Origin of the sequence: Flavobacterium hibisci, from assembly GCF_020026925.1 — a bacterium.
Taxonomy (GTDB): Bacteria; Bacteroidota; Bacteroidia; order Flavobacteriales; family Flavobacteriaceae; genus Flavobacterium; species Flavobacterium hibisci.
Genome location: NZ_JAIQDW010000002.1, coordinates 182,082 through 203,365, shown reverse-complemented (window position 1 = coordinate 203,365; position 21,284 = coordinate 182,082). Strand labels below are relative to the sequence as shown.

Below are 21,284 nucleotides of genomic sequence, written 5' to 3'. Positions count from 1 at the left end.
AATCAAATTGCAGAAAAAAGAAAAAAATGCTTCTCATGCGTTTCTTTCTTACAAGTATTCTCTTTTTTGGCGGATATGTCTATTCAACCGCCCAAAATCAAAAAACACAAGTTACCGGGGTTATTACGTCAAAGTCAGATAATTTATCCCTTCCAGGCGTATCTGTTATTGATGTCAGTGATTCCAGGAATGGAGTCAATGCAGATTTTGATGGACATTACTCTATAACTGTTAATAGTGCTACTACGACATTACGATTTACTATGATTGGATATAAGCCAGTCGAGGTAAAAGTGAATAACAGAACTACAATAAATGTAGCTATGGATTTGGATGTGTCAAGTTTAGATGAAGTTGTGGTTGTGGGTTATGGAACTCAAAAAAAGAAAAAGGTTACAGGGGCTATAGATCAGGTAAATAGCCAGGCTTTTGAAGGACGACCAAGTGTTAATGCTACTCAGGCATTACAAGGAAAAGCTCCGAGTTTAATTATTCAGCAAACTAACTCTGAACCGGGTGCAGGTTTAAATATCAACATTAGGGGAATTAGTACATTAAATAACAATGGTCCTTTGATTGTAATTGACGGAATCGTAGGAGGGGATATTAATGTTTTGAATCCTAATGATATAGATAGTGTTTCTGTGTTAAAAGATGCTGGTAGTGCTGCAATTTACGGTTCAAGGGGTAATAATGGGGTTGTATTGATTACAACCAAGAAAGGAAGTAAGGGAAAGCCAATGTCTGTGCAATATAGCAGCCTTGTAGGATATAATAACCCATTTTTCTTCACTAAACCGGTTCATGGTTACGAAAATGCAATGTTGAGAAATGAAGCGGCTTACAATTCTGATGCTGCAAACGCGGTATTTACCTCAGAGCAAATAGCTGAGCTTAAAGCAAAAGGGGATACAGAGTGGTTTGCAGAAGAAATTGTAAAACCCGCACTTCAGTTAAACCAAAATCTTTCTGTTTCAGGGGGTAATGAAAATTCTACTTATTTAGTTTCTTTGGGATATTTAGATCAGGAAAGTAATTTTGTAGGTCCAAAAAAAGGGATGCAGCGTTACAATTTCAGGATAAACCTTACAAATGAATATGGCAAATTCAAGTTGACATCGACTTTAGCTTATTCAAAACAAAAAATTACAGATCATTCTTCCAGTACAGGTACTTTAATGGTAGATGCTTTCAGGGTTCCATTATATTATACACAAAAAGATGAAGATGGTAATTATCTAACAAATGATGTATTACAGCAATTTAACTCTTTAGGAATTTTGGAGCAGGGAGGTTTCAGAAAATATGATAATGACGATCTTTTTGGTGCATTGAATGCTGAATTTAAATTGACAAGCTTTCTAAAACTTAAGGGTGTTTTTGGTGGTCGTTTATGGAATGGCAGTATGTACAGCAGGACACAAAAAGTTGATTTTCTGCCTCAGGGAGTGTATGGTGCAGATAGAAATACTAATGATGAATCCAGAAAAAGTCTTGATTTGAACACACAGTTGCTGTTGGAGTTTAATAAATCCTTTGCAGGAGTTCATAACGTTGGTGCTTTGATTGGGATTACTAATGAAAATCATTCAGACAGAGGAATTGGGATTTATAAAAAAAATACGGGTCCTGATTTAGGTACACCTACAAGTGAAACTACTATTGAAAAAAATTCATATAATTCTAATGACAGTTCCGGCAAAAACAGTTTAAATTCTATTTTAGGACGTGTCACGTATGATTTTGGTGATAAATATTTTGCAGAGTTTAGTTTTAGATATGATGGTTCATCAAAATTCAGGGATGAAATAAGATGGGGTTTCTTTCCATCAGCATCTTTAGGTTATGCCCTTACAAAAGAAAGCTTTATGGAGAGCTATAGGAATAAAGTTGGGAACATTAAATTAAAATCATCCTATGGAGTTTTAGGAAATCAAAGTGTAGATAATTTTCAATATCAAACAACCTATTTTAGTTTCCCAAATGCATATGGATTTAACAACTCTTCTGTAAGTGGAACAGGATACGATTTTTCAAATGCTGATATTCAATGGGAAAAAGCTTCTACTTTTAATCTTGGACTCGAAGCGGATTTCTTTAAAGGAGCCTTGAGTTTCTCTTTAGATTATTTCAATAAAGTAACAAGGAATATTCTTGTTAAGCCACAGGTGCCTGGAGTTTTTGGAACGGATCTTCCAGATTTTAATGATGCAGAACTACAAAATAGAGGCTGGGAAATAAGTGCTACTTACAGACATAAAGGAAAAGTTTTAAACCAAAGTTTGACTTTAAATATTGGGGATTCTAAAAACAAGGTTCTTCATTATAGTGGAGGCGATGAAAAATTAACAGGGGTAGAAGAGTTGCAGGTATTACTTAGAGAAGGACTTCCATTCAATTCTTATGTTGGTTTAAAAAGAGATGGTTATTTCCAGAATTGGGAGGAAATTCAGGGAGCAGCAGTTCCGGACGGTTTGTCTGTGCAGCCAGGTGATAACCGATACGTAGATGCGAACAAGGATGGTAAGATTGATGATAATGATAAATTCATTTTTGGAAATCCTTTTCCAAGATACACATTTGGTGCAACTTATACGGCAGATTACAAAAATTTCGATCTGAGTATCTTTATTCAGGGTGTTGGAAAAAGAACTATGATGATCAGGGGTGAGCTTGTTGAACCATTTCATTATAATTATGGTATGACCATGTACACCCATCAATTGGATTACTGGACACCTCAAAATCCGGATGCAAGATATCCGCGTTTGGCAAACAACGGGACACAATCTAATACGAATAATTTTAGAAGAGGTTCAGACATGTATTTATACGATGGTGCTTATGCCAGACTTAAAAATATACAGTTAGGTTATTCATTACCAGCAAATGCTGCTGAAAAGCTTGGTATGAGTCGTTTCCGTATGTATGTATCAGGACAAAACCTGCTTACATTGTCGAAAGTGAAATTTGTTGACCCTGAACTTTCTGAATTCAATAGTAACATGACTCCTTCAGGAGCTAACAGTGGTAGAGCGTTTCCAACACAGGCTTATTACGGAATGGGTATTGATATTAGCTTTTAAAAAAATCAAAATGAAAAATATACTTAAACAAATAAAATTCATACCAGTTGTATTATTGCTTCTGGTAAGTTGTGAAGATCTTGATCTTGTGCCTGAAAATAAATTTACCGATCCCACTTACTGGACGAGTGTAGAAAAGGCTCAGACGCTTCTTAATACGGCATATTCACAAATGCAGAACAGCTCGCGTTTCTTTTACAACGAAGGTTTGTCTGATAATGCTTATAATGGAAGAGGTGATAATGAGGGAGCTGCATCTATTGCTGCAGGAATTTATGATCCGTCTCTAGGAAGGTTAAAAAATGAATGGTTCGATAGATATGCAGGAATTAAAACATGTCATTTGATATTGGAAAATATTGATCGAGTACCAAATGCTGATCCGGCTGTAATAACAAGAATGAAGGCTGAAGCACGATTTTTAAGGGCATTTCAGCATTTTCAATTAACAACCTGGTTCGGTGATATTCCGCTTCTTAAAAAAGACCCTTCTCTTCAGGAAGCCCAAACATTAACTCGTACATCTCATGCAGAAGTGGTAGAGTTCATATTAGATGAGCTAGATGCTGTCATGCCATTATTGCCAAAAAATACACAATTAACAAGTTCCGAAAGGGGAAGAATAACCATGGGGGCAGCAGCTGCCTTAAAAGCAAGAGTGCTTTTATACGAAAGCAGATGGGAAGATGTTATCGAAACAACAGAGGACTTCATGGCAATGACTTACGGGCAATACAGTCTTTTTCCATCGTATGAAGGAGTATTTCAGGCAGCGAACGAATATAACAGCGAAGATATTCTGAGTTTGCAATATGTACCTATAGACAGAATGTGGGGAGAGTTCTTTGATATGGCGCCTATATCAGCCGGAGCAAGATTAAATGCATTAGCTCCAACTCAGGAATTGGTTGACAGTTATGTAATGCTGAACGGAAAAAGAATAAACGAATCTGGTTCCGGTTACAATGAAAATAGCCCATATAGTAACAGAGATCCAAGACTTACCGCGACAGTAGTTTATGATCAATACAATTGGAAAGAAGCAGACGGAAGTTCTCGAGTAATAAACATCAAGCCGGGTACAGGAGGACCTGATGAATATGTACAGGGATCATCTGCAACCCCAACAGGTTATTATACCCGTAAATATTACGATTCACAACATTTAACTTCGTTACAGTCTGGGTTAAATTTAATGCTTTTCCGTTATGCCGATATATTATTGATGTATGCTGAGGCTAAAAATGAAATAGGCCAGATGAACAGCACTGTTTGGGATCAGACTATCAAAGCTTTAAGGCTTCGTGCAGGTTTTACAGATGCAGCCGCTTTATCATTCAACAGTGCATTAGGTCAGACTGCTCTTCAGGAAATTATAAGAAATGAACGCCGTACAGAATTTGGTATGGAAGGCTTAAGAATCTTTGATATCAGAAGATGGAAAATAGCAGAGGATGTACTAAATGGTTATGCACATGGCGCAAAATTCGGGTCTTCATCAGTTGACAATGGTTACTTAAGAGTCAACTTAAGAACTTTTGATCCGGATAAGCATTATTTATGGCCTGTACCAAGAGACGAACGCTTGATTAACACAAATTTATCTCAAAATCCAAATTGGTAATTCTAACTCAACCTAAAAACATATAAAATGAAAAATATATATTCAAAATTAGTATTAATTGTATGTGCAGTATTTCTTCTTAGCTGCGAGAATGATGATTCAATGAGTCATACAAAGGTAAGCGCTGTTAAAACGCTTTATTCACCGGAAAACAACAAATTTTTTGATTTGAATGCGCAAAGTTCTGCAGTATTCGAATGGGAAGGGGCTAAAGCCGAAGATAACGGTGTAGTGCTTTATGATGTGGTTTTTGATAAGATTGACGGGGATTTTTCTAATCCTGTTTACGTTATGCCTTCTGACGGAAAAGGATTTCAGCCAAGCTTAAATCTTTCTTTCACTGATCTTAATAAAATTGCAAAATTGGCAGGTATTGAATCAGAAACACTTGGAAAATTAAAGTGGACTGTTTATTCTTCTAAAGGAATAAATGTTGAAAAATCTACAGTTTCAAATGTAATTGAAATATTAACACCAAGCGGATTTCCTGCGCCTGATCAGTTGTTTATAACCGGTACAGGTTCTGAAACCGGAGAAACAGTGGCTAACGCACAAGCTTTCAAAAAAACAGGCGCTAATACATTCGAAATATATACGAAACTACAGGCAGGTAGTTATAAATTCATTACCAGAAAAAATGGTACTCCTGAAGTTTTCTACATTAATAATGAGGGAAAATTAAAACAGGATGGTACTACAACTTATGCAGGAGATAGCAAAGTATATAAAATTGCAGTTGATTTTACAAATGGTTCAACTACTATGACCGAAATCAAAAAAGTAGAATTATGGTTCCCGCCTCTAGGTCAGTATCTTTTTGAATATACTTATTCAGGAGGAGGTATCTGGAAAGCTGATAATAAACTTATTGTATTCAAACAAGAATCATGGGGTAGGGATGAGCGTTATAAATTTAAATTTACAGTGGTAAATGGTAATACTACAAGCGAACAATGGTATGGAAGCACAAAAGGGGATAACAACAGACCTGATGCAAATACTCCTGCTTCATTTTGGTACATGGTTCCTGTAAGCAATGATTTCTGGGCTAACAGTTTCAAATTTTCAGGTGCAGTAGATAACAAAAATGTAAATGCAGTCATCAACTTTAGTGCTTCAGTTCCAGCTTACACACACAGTTTTACAATTTTATAAATAACTATCACGTCTCCTCAGGAGTAATCTTAAGGAGACGTTATTTAAAATGAATTATATTATGAAAAGATTTTTTTCAAAAAGTTATAGTATTCTGTTTTTATCTGTTGTAGGATTGGGTTTATTCACTTCATGCGAAGATGATGCAATTCCGTTACGCGATCCTAATAATTCAGGTGGTAATAATTTTGCATACACCTGGGAAAAAACAGCAGATTCTTTACAGCTTTCTACCTACAACAATTTTTTAGGGACTAATGGTACTTTTGTAGAAAACAATACGGGAAAAACCACTTTCCATTATTGGCCTAATGCACATGCACTTGATGTTCTGGTGGATGGTTTTTTAAGAACAGGTGATAATAATTACAAAACCAAAATGAAAGCTTTGGTACAGGGAATTAAAGTAAAAAACGGCAATACTTATAATAACGTTTTTAACGATGATATGATCTGGCTTGCCCTTTCAAGCCTTCGTGCTTACAGTGCGACACAAGATCAGGAATATAAAGATGTTGCCGATTATTTGTGGGGAAGAATAAAATTAAGCTGGAGTGACAATGTGTTTGGCGGTGGTATTACCTGGAAACAAGATACACCAAAACAAAAAAATGCAGTATCTAATGCCCCTGCGGCAATCGTAGCGATGAGACTTTATGATATTGACAAAAAACCGGAAGATTTAGAATGGGCCAGGAAAATTTATGCATGGCAAAAAGCCAATCTTGTAGATCCTGTTACAGGAGCTGTATGGGATAATATATCTGAAATAAATAATGTTGTTGTAACCAATAAAGACTGGGTATTTACCTATAACATGGGTACATGGATAGGCATAGGTTTGAGATTGTATAAAGCGACAAATGAACAGACTTATCTTAATGATGCTGTAAAAACAGGAAGAAACGTTTTAGTAAATCCAAAAATAGTTTCAGAAGGGATTCTTAAAGATGAAGGTCAGGGAGATGGTGGATTGTTTAAAGGTATTTTGGTACGTTATTTTACTGAGCTTGCTCAGCATCAGACTATCAATTCTACAGATAGGGAAAAATTTGTAAATTTCTTAAAGTTTAATGCCCAGACATTTTATAAAAAAGGAATCCGGAGACCAAATATGTTTTCTGGTAACAACTGGAAAGTAGCGCCTGCTGCAGGTGCAAATACTGATCTTACGACGCAGTTAAGCGGTGTAATGCTTATCGAAGCAGCAGCAAAACTGGATAAAGACGGATATTTTGATTAAATAAAAAGCGTTTGTTTTTGTGTTGGTAATTTTTGTAACACCTGAAGGAAATGAGCAGCCTTCAGGTTTTATAATATTTGTCTGACTGAAATCAAAGTTTTAAAAATAGTCTCATTTTAAAAAAAATTGCCGAAAATTCAAAAATAAAGTATCATAATGAAAAACAAATTAACGATTATACTTTTCTTCTTTGCAGGCTTTGCATGTATTGCACAGTGGAAACCACAGGGAGATAAGATAAAAACAAAGTGGGCAGAACAGGTTGATCCTAATCGTACATTAACTGAATATCCACGGCCTATAATGGAAAGAGAGGAGTGGAAAAATCTTAATGGCTTATGGAATTATTCAATTCAGCCGGTGGGACAAGCAGCGCCAAAAGGATATGACGGAAAAATACTCGTTCCTTTTGCTGTTGAATCGAGTCTTTCGGGAGTTATGAAATCTGTAGGTTCAGAAAAAGAGGTTTGGTATGAAACTAGTTTTACCATTGATAGTAATTGGAAAAATAAAGATATTTTATTGCATTTTGGAGCAGTAGACTGGAAGACAGAGGTTTGGCTGAATGATGTAAAAATTGGAACTCATACCGGAGGTTACACACCATTTAGCTTTAATATTACGCCATTCCTAAATGGAAAATCTCAAAAATTAGTGGTAAAAGTCTGGGATCCTACTAGTGACGGAACGCAGCCAAGAGGAAAACAAGTTAAAAATCCCGAGTCAATCTGGTACACACCTGTTACCGGAATCTGGCAGACAGTCTGGTTAGAGCCGGTAAGTAAAAAACATATCAATAATTTAAGAACAACACCAGATATTGACCGCAATACAATCAATATAGCAACAGAAACACAAGGCAATAATGCCGGAGATCTTGTTGAAATTACCGTTTTTGACGGAATAAAAACCATCGCTACAGAAAAGGCAGTTGCGGGACAGTCTTTGGATATAGTGCTTGATAATCCAAAATTATGGTCGCCTGATGCACCGTTTTTATACAATATTAAAGTTAAATTGATTAACTCAGGTAAAATTGTTGATGAGGTAAAAAGTTATTTTGCAATGCGCAAGATTTCTTCAAAAAGAGATGATAATGGTATTGTCAGAATGCAGCTTAACAACAAAGATTGTTTTCAGTTTGGACCGTTGGATCAGGGCTGGTGGCCTGACGGATTATACACTGCTCCAACAGACGAAGCATTAAAATACGACATAATCAGAACAAAAGAATTAGGTTTTAACATGATTCGGAAACACGTTAAAATAGAACCGGCAAGATGGTACACACATTGTGATAAAATGGGTATTTTAGTATGGCAGGATATGCCAAACGGAGACGCAGGTCCAATTTGGCAAATGCACAACTATTTTGATGGAAATGAATTAAAAAGAACTGCACAATCTGAAGAAACATATAGAAAAGAATGGCGTGAAATTATGGATCATTTGTATTCTTATCCAAGTATTGTCGTTTGGGTTCCTTTTAATGAAGCCTGGGGTCAGTTCAAAACAGTTGAGATTACAGAGTGGACTAAGAATTATGACCCAAGCCGACTGGTAAATTCTTCAAGTGGAGGAAATCATTTTCAGACAGGGGATATCTTAGACATTCACCATTATCCGGGACCTGAATTAAAATTGTACGATGCACGCCGAATCACAGTGTTGGGAGAATATGGCGGAATAGGTTTTCCGGTAACCGGTCATTTATGGCAAACGGATAAAAACTGGGGTTACACCCAATTTAAGAATACGGACGAAACTACAGCCAAATACAAGGAATATGCAGACAAGTTAATTGAATTGGCCAAAGTTGGTTTTTCAGCAGCAGTATATACGCAGACAACTGATGTTGAGGGAGAAGTAAACGGCTTTATGACGTATGACCGTAAAGTTGATAAAATGAATTTTTCTGAAGTAAGTAAAATAAACAAGGAGGTTATTAATTCTATTAAATGATCAGGTTTTGATAAAAAGTAAGTACACCTTAGCATTAGCATTTTTGGCCTTCGTATCTGGAAGTGCTCAAAATAAACAAATAATTACACCACAGCAGCCAGTTGACTGGGTAAATCCTTTAGTCGGGACTGATTCTGATTACGGAATATCAAACGGAAATACGTATCCGGCAATTGCTATGCCATGGGGAATGAATTTTTGGACTCCGCAAACGGGCAATATGGGTGATGGCTGGGCTTACACGTATAAATCAAACCGAATTAAAGGTTTCAAGCAGACCCATCAGCCTTCACCGTGGATGAATGATTATGGCCAGTTTTCGATTATGCCTGTTACAGGTGAATTGAAATTTAAGGAAGAAGACAGACAAAGCTGGTTTTCGCATAAGGCTGAAACCGTTACGCCTTATTATTACAGCGTTTATCTGGCAGATCATAATGTTACGACAGAAATCACCCCAACCGAAAGAGCAGCGAGATTTCGATTTACATTTCCGGAAACAGATAAGGCTTATATAGTTATTGATGCATTTGACAAAGGGTCTTACGTAAAAATTATTCCGTCAGAAAGAAAAATTATCGGTTACACGACCAAAAATAGTGGCGGTGTTCCGGAAAATTTCAAAAACTATTTTGTCATTATTTTTGATAAAGATTTTAAAGTAAATGCAACTTTCAACGGAGATATCTTAGGCAATGCTCTAGAAATGAAAGCAGATCACGCCGGAGCCGTAATTGGTTTTAAAACAAAAACAGGTGAAAAAGTAAACGCTCAGGTGGCTTCATCTTTTATAAGTTATCATCAGGCTGAACTTAACTTAAAAGAAATAGGCAATACTAATTTTGATCAGCTTAAAGAAAAAGGAAAAGCAATCTGGAACAAAGAATTAAGCAGAATAAAAGTAGATGGCGGGACACCCGATCAAATAGGAACTTTTTACTCCTGCCTGTACCGATCGCTTCTTTTTCCAAGAAAATTTTATGAATACGATGCTAACAATAAAGTAGTGCATTACAGTCCGTATAACGGAAAAGTTTTGCCGGGCTATATGTTTGTCGATACTGGTTTTTGGGACACCTTCAGGGCTTTATATCCTTTTTTAAATTTCATGTATCCGGAACTGAATACACAAATGCAGGAAGGACTTTCGAATGCATTTAATGAAAGCGGCTGGCTGCCTGAATGGTCGAGTCCGGGATTAAGGGATATTATGGTCGGAAATAATTCTGCATCCATTGTATCTGAAGCGTATTTAAAAAGTGGTAAAGTAAAAAATTACGATATCGAAAACCTTTATAAAGCTGTAACACATGGGGCAAACAATGCAGGTCCGTTGAGAGCTGTAGGACGTGCCGGAGTTGAATCTTACAACGCTTTAGGATATGTTCCTCATGATGAAATTCAGGAAAGTGCGGCGAGAACGTTAGAATATGCTTATGATGATTTTGCTATTTATCAATTGGCAAAAGCCTTAAATAAACCGCAGTCAGAAATTGATTTGTATAAAAAAAGAAGCTTAAATTATAAGAATCTTTTTGATCCAAAATACAATCTGATGCGTCCTAAAAATAAAGATGGGAAGTTTATGGAGCCTTTTGATCCTTTTCAATGGTTTAACGGGTTTACAGAGGGAAACAGCTGGCACTATTCATGGTCCGTTTTTCACGATGTACAAGGTTTGGTTGATTTGATGGGCGGAAAAGAAGTATTTGTTTCGCAACTGGATAAAGTTTTTTCATCACCTCCTGTTTTCGCTACAGGAAAATTTAATGGAGGAGTAATTCACGAAATGAGAGAAATGCAAATTGCAAATATGGGACAATATGCACACGGAAATCAGCCCATTCAGCACATGATTTATCTTTATAATTATGCCGGAGAACCCTGGAAAGCACAATATTGGGTAAGGGAAACCATGAACAGGATGTACCACGCAACACCTGATGGCTATTGCGGGGACGAAGATAACGGACAGACTTCTGCCTGGTATGTTTTCTCTTCATTAGGATTTTATCCTGTTACTCCGGCTTCTGATCAATATGTTATAGGTGCACCTTTATTTAAAAAAGTAATGGTCCAGCTTGAGAATGGCAAAACCATAACCATAAATGCAGGTTCAAATAGTAATGAGAATCGCTATGTCAAAGGAATGAAATTGAATGGAAAAGCCTATTCGAAAAACTGGCTGAGCCATTCCGAATTAATGAAAGGCGCTACAATTGATTTTGAGATGTCGGCAATGCCAAATAACAAAAGAGGAATAAATAAAGAAGATTTTCCATATTCATTATCAAATGAATAACAGGAAGTTCTGTTTTACAATTTTAAAATATAAAGAAATGCAAAGAAGAAAATTTATCCAGAACACGGTTTTATTTAGCAGTTTAGCACTTGTTGATCCTATGGAAATCATTGCTGGTACAAAGGCACCAAAAGATTTCCCTATTGTGAGAGTGGCTAAAGGCAAAAGAAATTTTGAAAGTGAATTTATTGAAAAAACAATTGTTGAGTTTCAAAAGAATGTAAAGGATAAAGAATTAGGATGGTTATTCAACAACTGTTTTCCTAATACGCTGGACACAACTGTAACGTATTCACAGAAAAATGGAAGGCCAGACACTTATGTTATTACGGGAGATATCGATGCGATGTGGCTAAGAGATAGTTCTGCGCAGGTTTGGCCGTACATGGCTTTTGCAGGTAAGGATTCAAAACTAAAAAATCTTATTGCAGGGGTTATAAACAGACAGACAGAATATATCCTGAAAGATCCATATGCAAATGCATTTTATAATGATCCAAATAAAAAAGGGGAGTGGACCACAGATCATACAGACATGAAACCGGGTGTTCATGAAAGAAAATACGAAATTGATTCGCTATGTTATCCTATAAGGCTGGCATACAATTATTGGAAGAACACAGGAGACCTTACCCCATTTGATGAAAATTGGGTAAAAGCAATTAAGGAGACCTTAAAAGTTTTCAAAGACCAACAGCAAAAAGACGGTAAGAATCCTTATACTTTCCAAAGAACAACACAGTTTGCCACTGATACAAGGCCATTAAAAGGGTATGGATATCCAGTAAAACCAGTTGGCCTTGTTTGTTCCGCTTTTAGACCAAGTGACGATGCAACTGTCTTTTCATTCCTTATTCCGTCAAACTTTTTTATTGTAGCGAGTATGAATCAGGCTGCAGAAATGTTAGAGGCAATTAAAAAAGATACTGCCACTGCAAAAGAATTAAGGAATTTGGCTAATGAAGTTGACAAGGCCATTAAAGAACATGCAGTTGTTAAACACCCGAAATACGGGGATATTTACGCATTCGAAGTGGATGGTTTTGGAGGCCATTTATTGATGGATGATTCCAATGTTCCGAGTTTGCTGAGCTTGCCGTATCTGGATGCAATTGATGTTAAAGATCCAATTTATCAAAATACCAGAAAGTTTGTCCTTTCAGAAGATAATCCGTTCTTTTTTAAAGGAAAAGTGGCAGAAGGAGTTGGAGGACCACACGTTGGAATGGATATGATCTGGCCAATGTCTCTTGTTATGAGAGCCTATACAACTTCAGATGCAAACGAAATCAAGGATTGTATCAGAATGTTAAAAGCATCACACGGAGATACCGGATTTATGCATGAATCTTTCCATAAGGATGATGCTAAAAATTTCACCAGATCCTGGTTCGCATGGACGAATACTTTGTTTGGCGAGCTTTTATGGGACACTTACAAAACGAATCCGAAATTATTGGAGCTATAATTATTTAACACGTTGGATGTAATTATTCAAAACGTCAGTTCGAGTGTTTTTTGTGCAGAGAAACGAAACAAAAAAAGTATCGAGAACCGCTTTGAATGATAATTTTTCTGTTCTGATACGATTTTCTATCCAAAATTCTCGAACTGACCAAAATCATTAATTACATCCAAAAAGTTAATTTAACTACTTTTTAAATTCTTATAAAATGATAAAATTTCACAAGAATATTATTCTTGCAGCCCTTTCTATGTCGTTTTTTGGCTATAATGTGGCAGCTCAAAAATCAGGCGGTGGCCTTTCAAAAGGAAAGTATACAGCTTTGGTAAATTCGTTTATTGGGACAGCGCCATTATTAGATACAAAAATTATTGGATATACACCTCCAAAGGATATGCGCGTCTGGGCTGGCTTGGTTTTTCCCGGTTCATCAGTACCTAACGCTATGGTTCAGTTAAGTCCCATGACAAAATACAGATCAGGAGCTGGATATGAGTATGAAGATACCGAAATTTTAGGATTCACACACACCAATAAAGGGCATTGGAATTTGTGTCATATTCCGCTTTTGCCGGTTCCGGACGGAGCAGCTTTTCCTTATAAATCATCTTTTAACCATGATCAGGAAAAAGCAAGTCCGGCTTATTACGAAGTCTATCTGGAAGAATATAATGTTCAGGTAAAGTTAACATCAACATTGCGCTGTGGTGTGCACGAATATACTTTTAAAAATAACAAAGGCAGAAAAGTACTTTTCGATTTAGGAAGAGCGAATAATCATGTAGATGACTGGCAGATTAAGCAGGAAGGCTCAAATGCAGTAAGCGGTTTTCAAAGAACCGGAGGCGAGAAAATATATTTTTATGCTACTTTAAGCAGTCCAATCGAAAAATTAGACACTAAAGATATGGCAAAAAGTGGCGGATATACTTTAGTCAATCTTAAAGACGGTGACACCAAACCCGTTACAGTTAAAATTGCCTTATCGTTTGTAAGTGTCGAAAATGCAGCTGAAAATCTGAAAGCAGAAGTAGGAGAAAAAAGTTTTTCAAAAGTTTTTGATGAGGGAAGTACCCAGTGGGAAAATCTTCTTTCTAAAATTCAGGTGAAAGGAGGCAATGACCAGCAAAACGTAATGTTTTACAGCATGTTGTACAGGTCATTTTTATGGCCGGCTTTACGAAGCGATGTAAACGGTCAGTTTACGGATGAAGCCGGAAAAGTGCGTAAAGAAAATTATCATTATTATACGCTTCCTTCGTTGTGGGATGATTACAGAAATAAATTGGTTCTGTTAAGTATTTTTTCTCCGGATGTTACAGCAGACATTATCAGTTCCATGATTAACGAAGGCGAGATTAAAGGTTTTATGCCTACATTTTTCCACGGAGATCACGCAGCATCGTTTATTGCAGGTTCTTATATGAGAGGAATTAGAAATTTTGATGTTAAAAAAGCCTACGAATTATTATTGAATAATGCTTATAAAGAAGGAGGAACAAGACCCCATATCTCAGAATACATTGCAAAAGGGTATGTTCCGGAACAGGATATTAAGGATCCAAAAATAGAAACAAAAGGAAATGCAGGGGTTACTAAAACTCTTGAATATGCTTATGATGATCATGCACTTTCCTTATTAGCGAAAGAGCTAAATGACACAGAACATTATAGCGATCTGGTTAATCGTTCTAAAAATTATGCAAACGTATTTGATAATTCCACTACTTTCATGAGAGGAAAACTGGCAGACGGTAGTTGGGTTACACCATTTAATCCTGAATTTCCGTATTATGAATACATGTTCAGGGAAGCTAATGCATGGAATGTATCTTTTTATGTACCTCATGATATGTCAGGATTGGTTAAACTTTATGGCGGTGACAAACTTTTTGAAGCTAAACTGGACGAACTATTCACAAAACCATGGAATCCAAATTATATAGCGTGGAATATTTCCGGTTTTATAGGACAGTATTGTCATGGAAATCAGCCGGCTCATGAAGCGCCATTTTCATATTATTTTGTAAACAAGCCTGAAAAAACGCAGAAAAGAATAGATGAGATATTAGAAACAATGTACGGCATTGGTCCCGAAAAACTTGCCCTGAGTGGTATGGATGATGCGGGTGAAATGTCCTCTTGGTATGTGTTTGGAGCGCTGGGACTTTACCCGTTATCACCTGCCGATCCTGAATATATTGTGACGGTTCCAATTTTTAAGGAAGTGGCCTGGACAACACCAGCCGGTAAAAAAGTGACCATAAAAAATCCTAACGGTAAAAGAGATTTAGAAGCCATTAAAGTAAACGGAGCAAAAATTAACAGTTACTTCATTTCTCACGATTTGTTTAAAAATGGTGGTGAAATACAAGTAATGACCAAATAAATAGTACTCATAAAATAACGTTCCATGAAAATGGGGCGTTATTTATATATAAACATTTCAGATGAAAAAGATACAATTATTGGCATGCTTATTATTTCTTTTAGGAGGTTATAATGCCTATTCTCAGAAAACCAAATTTGAAATAATTTCTCCAAATGGTGAGATTACAATAGCCGTCAGTTTGAGGGATAAAATTTATTATTCAATTTCGGCAGGAAGCGAAGCCTTAACTTCAGAAAATCATTTAGGATTAATGCTCAAAAATGAAACTTTAGGCCTGAACCCCAAACTGTCAGGAAGCAAAACAGGAAAAGTAAACGAAGTTATAAAACCGGCTGTTCCAATTAAATTCTCAACAGTTGCCAATACTTATAATTATCTGTTATTGAATTTTAAAGCAGGATATTCCGTTGAATTCCGTGCTTTTGATGAAGGAGTGGCTTACCGTTTTATTACCGCCAAAAAAGGAGAGATTGAAGTACTAAATGAAGATTTTACAGTCAATTTTCCGTCAGATTACCTGCTTCATTTACAACAGACAGGAAGTTTTAAAACATCAAGCGAAGAAGAATATTCACACATCAAGGCAGGCGAATGGAAATCTCCTGATAAAATGTCTACGCTTCCCATTTTAGCAGATACAAAAAAGCGGTATAAAATTTTAATCAGCGAATCTGATCTGATAGATTATCCGGGAATGTTTTTAAAAGGAACCGGAAGTGGTGCAGTATCGACATTTCCAAAAACGCCTTTAGAATTTGGGCCAGACGGAGACCGAAGCCTTAAAATTCTGAAAGAAGCAGATTATATTGCCAAAACAACAGGAACCAGAAGTTTTCCGTGGCGTTATTTTGTTATAACGAAAAATGACAAACAGCTTATTGAAAACACGATGACATTGAAACTGGCACCCAAAAGCGAAATAAAAGATACTTCGTGGATACAGCCGGGGCAGGCCAGCTGGGAGTGGTGGAATGGCGCTACGCCTTATGGTCCGGATGTGAATTTTGTGTCAGGTTATAATCTAAATACTTATAAATATTTTATCGACTTTGCTTCTAAATTCGGTATCAAATATATCATCATGGACGAAGGCTGGGCTAACAGCACCACAGATCCCTATTCGCCTAACGCAAATGTTGACGTAAAGGAACTGATTCGTTACGGTAAAGAAAAAAAAGTAGGTATAGTACTTTGGTTAACGTGGCTGACAGTGGATAAAAATATGGAACTTTTCAAGACCTTTAAAGAGTGGGGAGTAGCAGGAGTAAAAATAGACTTTATGGACCGCAGTGATCAGGTAATGGTGAATTACTATGAAAAGGTAATTAAAGAAGCTGCAAAATATCAAATATTGGTGGATTTTCATGGTGCCTTCAAACCGTCTGGTTTAGAATATAAATACCCAAATTTAATATCCTACGAAGGAGTTAGAGGAATGGAATATATGGATGGATGTAAACCGGATAACAGTTTATATATTCCTTTTATGCGAAATGCCGTTGGTCCAATGGATTATACACCGGGCGCCATGATTAGCATGCAGCCGGAAGTGTACCAATCTGAAAGGCCTAATTCGGCAAGTATTGGAACGAGAGCGTATCAATTGGCATTATTTGTTGTTTTTGAAAGCGGTCTGCAGATGCTTGCCGATAATCCAACACTTTATTATAGAGAAAAAGAATGTACCGAATTTATAACCTCGGTTCCCACTACATGGGATGAGACTGTCGCTTTAGAAGCTGAAGCCGGTCAATATGCTATTGTTGCTAAAAGAAAAGGATCAAAATGGTTCATTGGAGGGATTACCAACAATGTCAAAAAGGAAAGAACCTTTAAGCTAAATCTAAGCTTTTTGAAATCTGGACGATCCTATAAAGTAACTTCATTTGAAGATGGAGTCAACGCAGGATATCAGGCAATGGATTACAGAAAAAAGAGCTATGATAATATTAAAAATAATGATGTGATTGAAGTAAAAATGGTTAAAAATGGTGGCTGGGCTGCTGTTCTGGAGGAAATTTAAAAACAGATATGTCCAGAGTATAAAAAACGACATGATTTAACTCAAAACATGTCGTTTTATTTACTGGTGTAAAAAAAGTGATTATTCCTTATCTCCACTAAGATCATTATTTTTCTCAGTATTGGTAATCCCGTCATTTTTATTTTCGAACTGATCCTGATTTCCTGATTTAGTTGTATTAGTTTCAAAATCATTTTCAGGATGTTTAAGGTCTTCAATAAACTCTTCCTGATATTGATATGGATCTTCATCCCTTGCATAGTTGTCATTGTCAATAATCGTATTCTGATCTATGAAATCAGGATCGCTTTCCCCAAATTCTGTTTTGCTCTCTTTGTTTAGATCCTTTTGAAAATGATTTTCATTTTGAAATTCACTACCATCTACAGGTGTATTTTGATCAATAAAATCCGGATCTGTTTGGCCATATTCGTTGTTGTTTTGATTTTCCATGATAGTATTGTTTTAGAATAATTATTGTTTTGTCAGTCAGCCTGACTTGATATCTACAAATTTATTCTACTCAATTCACGCAGTTATTACAAAAAAAGAATTAATAGTTCTATAATTAATAGCAACTTACAATTGTTTCAAAGGCTTGTTTTTAATGTTTTTATAAATTTACATGTGATTATGGTTGTTTGCTATATTTTATATAGATACCAGCAACCAAACTCAAATTATCGGAGGAGTTATACAGTTTTAAAATAAATAATAAATGAGCTAACACCCTACATTTATCATTTTACAGAATCATCTTCCAGTAAATGACTAAAATCTTTTGCAAATTGAGATTGCTCAAAAAAATGAGAAGGAGAATTTCCGAAGAAATTTTGAAAATCCTTAATTAAGTGTGCCTGGTCAAAAAAATGATAATCATGTACAATCTGCTGCCAGTCTGGTGTTTCCATTTGAAGTACTTCTTTGTATAATGCATTCGCCCTAATGATGCGGCTGTACGTTTTAGGAGAAACCCCAACCTGTTCCTTGAATTGATTTTGGAAAGATGCCCTTGTCATACCAACATGATTCCGAAGCTGGGCAATATCAATACAGCCGTTACTTTCCTTAATGAGCTGCATTGCGGCCATGAGTTCTTTTCGGCAATCTTTTTTTGACTTTACAGCTTGTTCCAATAGCCAGTTGTCAACAATTGAAATTGTTTTTTTAACATCAGGATAACTATCATCTAAGAGGTTGTAAAATATTGATGTATCCGGAAGGAAATCATCTGCTTCTGTCCATCTGTTAGTAAAATTATGTTGTGGAATACCCCACAGCGTATAAGCTGCGCCAGGTTTAAACTCAACAAAAATCCCTGTATTAAGACATACATCACTGGAAAAATGTCTGACACCATCCAATTGTCCGCTGAAACGTATGCGTGCCCGCATGCTTTCACCTCTGCCAATGTCCAGCACATTTGTCGGAGAAATAAGAATAGTCAATGTGTTATAACCTGAAGGCGAAACCATCCACGGCTGATTGAAAGCAGGGTTACTTCCAAAATTTATTACCCGATAACAGGATATCAGATGTTGTAAGGCAGGTTGTGGGTAGTAGAGTTCCAAATAAAAAACATGAATTAAGTACCGAATGTAAAGATAAATAAGTCAATAAATAAAAAAAGCTTTTAGACTTAGCATTTTTTACAATGAAGTTAAATTGTAAGAATTTTATTTTGCATCCAATTGAATTCAACTAAAAATGCTTTGCAAAAAATTGATATACTTCCATTTTTATGTCAGGTTGTATTTTTCATCGCATCTAAGATTTTAAACATATAATCAAAGAAAAATTTTTAATCAAAAAGCTTTATAAAAATGAATGTACGAATAATGGGCATCAGTACAATAGTGTCAATAATACTGCTGATTTTACCTGGATGCAGTAAAGATGATCAGACAACTGGCAATTCTGAAATTGCGAATGTTTATGTTGCCGGATATGAACAAAATGGAGGTATAAATCAGGCTGCGATATGGCAAAAAGGTGTGACTGTAAATTTAGGTACAGCAGGAAAAAACTCTGTTGCAAAAGCGGTGTTTGTATCTGGAAAGGATGTTTATGTTGCGGGCCATGAATCTATTAGTACAGAAACAGATGCCAAAAGGCTAATAAAACTTTGGAAAAACGGTGTACCTGTAGCTATTACGGACGGGTCAAGAGATGCAGTTGTTGCGGATTTATATGTAGTGGGGAATGATGTTTACATTCTGGGTAATGAATTTAACGGTTCTTTGCATGTAGCGAAAATTTGGAAAAACGGAATAGCCTCAGTACTGACTGATGTTTCAAAAGAAGGAATAGCCAATGCAATAACAGTATCGGCAGGGAATGTATATGCAACAGGTTCTGAGGCAGACAACGGGATGCAAATAGTAAAACTCTGGAAAAACGGAGTTTCAGAAGATCTTACAGATGTTGTAAAAAGTGCAGAAGCCAATGCTTTATTTGTGTCTAATGGAGACGTATATGTAGCAGGAGAAGAACAGGGAAAGGCAAAATTCTGGAAAAAAGGCAAAGCCACAATTGTCAGTGAAAAAGCAAAAGCAACAGGCATTTATGTATCAGGAAATGATGTGTACGTAATTTTTGAGCAATATAATGCTGAAACCAAAAAATGGCAGGGAAAGCTTTGGAAAAACGGACAAATCAGCAATGTTTCTGACGGAACACAAGATTGTCATCTGGTAAATATTGTAATTGATAATAATACAATATACATAGCTGGCAGTGAGGGTGATGGAAGCTTGGAGAAAGCAAAAGTATGGAAAAATGGCATTGCAACGACTATTGGCAAACAAAATTCTGCAGCATTGGATATAGCTCTAGCTGAACAATAAATTACACCTTTGAAAATAAATTTACCTTAAATAATCTATATCTTAATTCTAAATAAACATGAAACATCTATTATTGCCATTGCTTTGTATACTTTTACTATCCTGTTCTAAAGACAGCGGAGATGAAGGTGATAATCCTCCGGCTAAGATCAGTCTTCTTGTGAAATCAATATACAAAGATGCTAATGGAAATGTGACTTCAACAAGTGAATATACTTACGATAGCCAGAAACGTTTAAGAACTTATAAAACTATTGATAATAATCCTGAATTAAATGCTATTAATACTTATAGTTACGAAAATGGCAAAATCACATTCTTGAAAGATTATGCTGATGCTTCAAAACCATTAGAAAAAAAAATATATTTCTACAATGCAAATGGTATGGTAAAAGAAGAGGAATATATTAACAATTCACTTGTTTTTATCAACGAATGGTATCATCGAACAGATGGAGGAAAAGAAAGAAGAATAAAAAGTCCGTCGGGTCATTTATTTGAAACCTGGTATTATCGCTTTGCTTCGTCTGGTAATATAGAGCGTGTTGTACTTGATTATGCAGATAATGCTAATGAAGATACAGAATATATTTTTAGTAATTATGATAATCAGAAACGTTCAGTAGTGAGTCACTTAAATAGTGTTTTACCAGGTATTCTGATGCAGATTGATGGTACAAAATTGTCAGTTCCTAATAATCCTAGGGCCTTCAATCAGAAAAGTCTTGTTTCGGGTACTAATTTAGCTAACGTTAAAATGGAGTACACTTATAATATAAATAAACAGGTAACACAAATTAAGACGTTTCGTATTGATAGTGGAGATTTAATCTCTGATGTTACGCTACAATATCAGGACTTTTGATAGGGGTGATTTAATAGCGATTGATTTTAAAAAAGATAAATATGACCCGTAGTGCATTATGACAAATTGTCTTTGCTTTTTGTATAAAATATTAGAGTTTAGTAGTTATAAAATTAGATTTTTAAGATTAGAATCTATAAAATATAAATTTTCTTGATTCAAATTTTGCTGAAAACTGTACAATTTTGAACTTTTGGCAGAAAAAATAATGATAATGCACTACGGGTAAATATGGTAAGGTTATATATAAGTTCATTGTGAATTTTATTTCTTCAAAATATGGATATTAATAATGTCATTATAAAATGTTATTAAGATGTT

At 35.8% G+C, this 21,284-nt stretch carries 13 protein-coding genes; 11 read left to right on the top strand and 2 right to left on the bottom strand.

Annotated features, from left to right (window positions below):
- Nucleotides 1–35 precede the first annotated feature (35 nt).
- The 9 genes from K8B81_RS03260 to K8B81_RS03220 all read left to right on the top strand — a co-directional run bounded on the left by K8B81_RS03260 (nucleotide 36) and on the right by K8B81_RS03220 (nucleotide 17,252).
- Nucleotides 36–3,086, top strand: a complete 3,051-nt coding sequence (locus K8B81_RS03260) for a SusC/RagA family TonB-linked outer membrane protein (RefSeq protein WP_223678764.1) — start codon at nucleotides 36–38, stop codon at nucleotides 3,084–3,086.
- 10 nt (nucleotides 3,087–3,096) lie between these two features.
- A complete protein-coding gene (locus K8B81_RS03255) occupies nucleotides 3,097–4,710 on the top strand; it encodes a RagB/SusD family nutrient uptake outer membrane protein (protein WP_223678763.1) in 1,614 nt (537 codons plus the stop codon).
- A 27-nt stretch (nucleotides 4,711–4,737) separates the two neighbouring features.
- Entirely contained in the window at nucleotides 4,738–5,865 is a 1,128-nt protein-coding gene (locus K8B81_RS03250) for a SusE domain-containing protein (protein WP_223678762.1), read from the top strand.
- A 61-nt stretch (nucleotides 5,866–5,926) separates the two neighbouring features.
- Nucleotides 5,927–7,108: a glycoside hydrolase family 76 protein gene (locus K8B81_RS03245; RefSeq protein WP_223678761.1), complete on the top strand. Its 1,182-nt coding sequence runs from the start codon at nucleotides 5,927–5,929 to the stop codon at nucleotides 7,106–7,108.
- Between the two features lie 156 nt (nucleotides 7,109–7,264).
- Complete coding sequence (locus tag K8B81_RS03240; protein WP_223678760.1) at nucleotides 7,265–9,070, top strand: glycoside hydrolase family 2 protein; 1,806 nt, start codon at nucleotides 7,265–7,267, stop codon at nucleotides 9,068–9,070.
- Nucleotides 9,071–9,080: 10 nt separating this feature from the next.
- The gene (locus tag K8B81_RS03235; protein WP_223679052.1) at nucleotides 9,081–11,372 is read left to right on the top strand and encodes a GH92 family glycosyl hydrolase; all 2,292 of its coding nucleotides are present in this window, start codon (nucleotides 9,081–9,083) and stop codon (nucleotides 11,370–11,372) included.
- Between the two features lie 37 nt (nucleotides 11,373–11,409).
- Nucleotides 11,410–12,840 carry a glycoside hydrolase family 125 protein gene (locus K8B81_RS03230; protein ID WP_223678759.1) on the top strand — a complete coding sequence of 477 codons (1,431 nt, stop codon included), beginning with the start codon at nucleotides 11,410–11,412 and terminating at the stop codon, nucleotides 12,838–12,840.
- A gap of 205 nt (nucleotides 12,841–13,045) precedes the next feature.
- On the top strand, nucleotides 13,046–15,226 hold the full coding sequence (locus K8B81_RS03225; protein ID WP_223678758.1) for a GH92 family glycosyl hydrolase: 2,181 nt from the start codon (nucleotides 13,046–13,048) through the stop codon (nucleotides 15,224–15,226).
- A 61-nt stretch (nucleotides 15,227–15,287) separates the two neighbouring features.
- Nucleotides 15,288–17,252 (top strand): glycoside hydrolase family 97 protein, encoded by a 1,965-nt coding sequence (locus tag K8B81_RS03220; RefSeq protein ID WP_223678757.1) that lies wholly within the window; start codon nucleotides 15,288–15,290, stop codon nucleotides 17,250–17,252.
- Between the two features lie 81 nt (nucleotides 17,253–17,333).
- On the opposite strand, the gene K8B81_RS03215 is transcribed toward K8B81_RS03220, so the two are convergent.
- A complete protein-coding gene (locus tag K8B81_RS03215) occupies nucleotides 17,334–17,705 on the bottom strand; it encodes a hypothetical protein (RefSeq protein ID WP_223678756.1) in 372 nt (123 codons plus the stop codon).
- 287 nt (nucleotides 17,706–17,992) lie between these two features.
- On the bottom strand, nucleotides 17,993–18,823 hold the full coding sequence (locus K8B81_RS03210; protein ID WP_223678755.1) for a helix-turn-helix transcriptional regulator: 831 nt from the start codon (nucleotides 18,821–18,823) through the stop codon (nucleotides 17,993–17,995).
- Between the two features lie 252 nt (nucleotides 18,824–19,075).
- On the opposite strand from K8B81_RS03210, the gene K8B81_RS03205 reads away from it, so the two are divergent.
- A complete protein-coding gene (locus K8B81_RS03205; protein ID WP_223678754.1) occupies nucleotides 19,076–20,098 on the top strand; it encodes a hypothetical protein in 1,023 nt (340 codons plus the stop codon).
- A gap of 58 nt (nucleotides 20,099–20,156) precedes the next feature.
- Entirely contained in the window at nucleotides 20,157–20,963 is an 807-nt protein-coding gene (locus tag K8B81_RS03200; protein WP_223678753.1) for a hypothetical protein, read from the top strand.
- Nucleotides 20,964–21,284 lie beyond the last annotated feature (321 nt).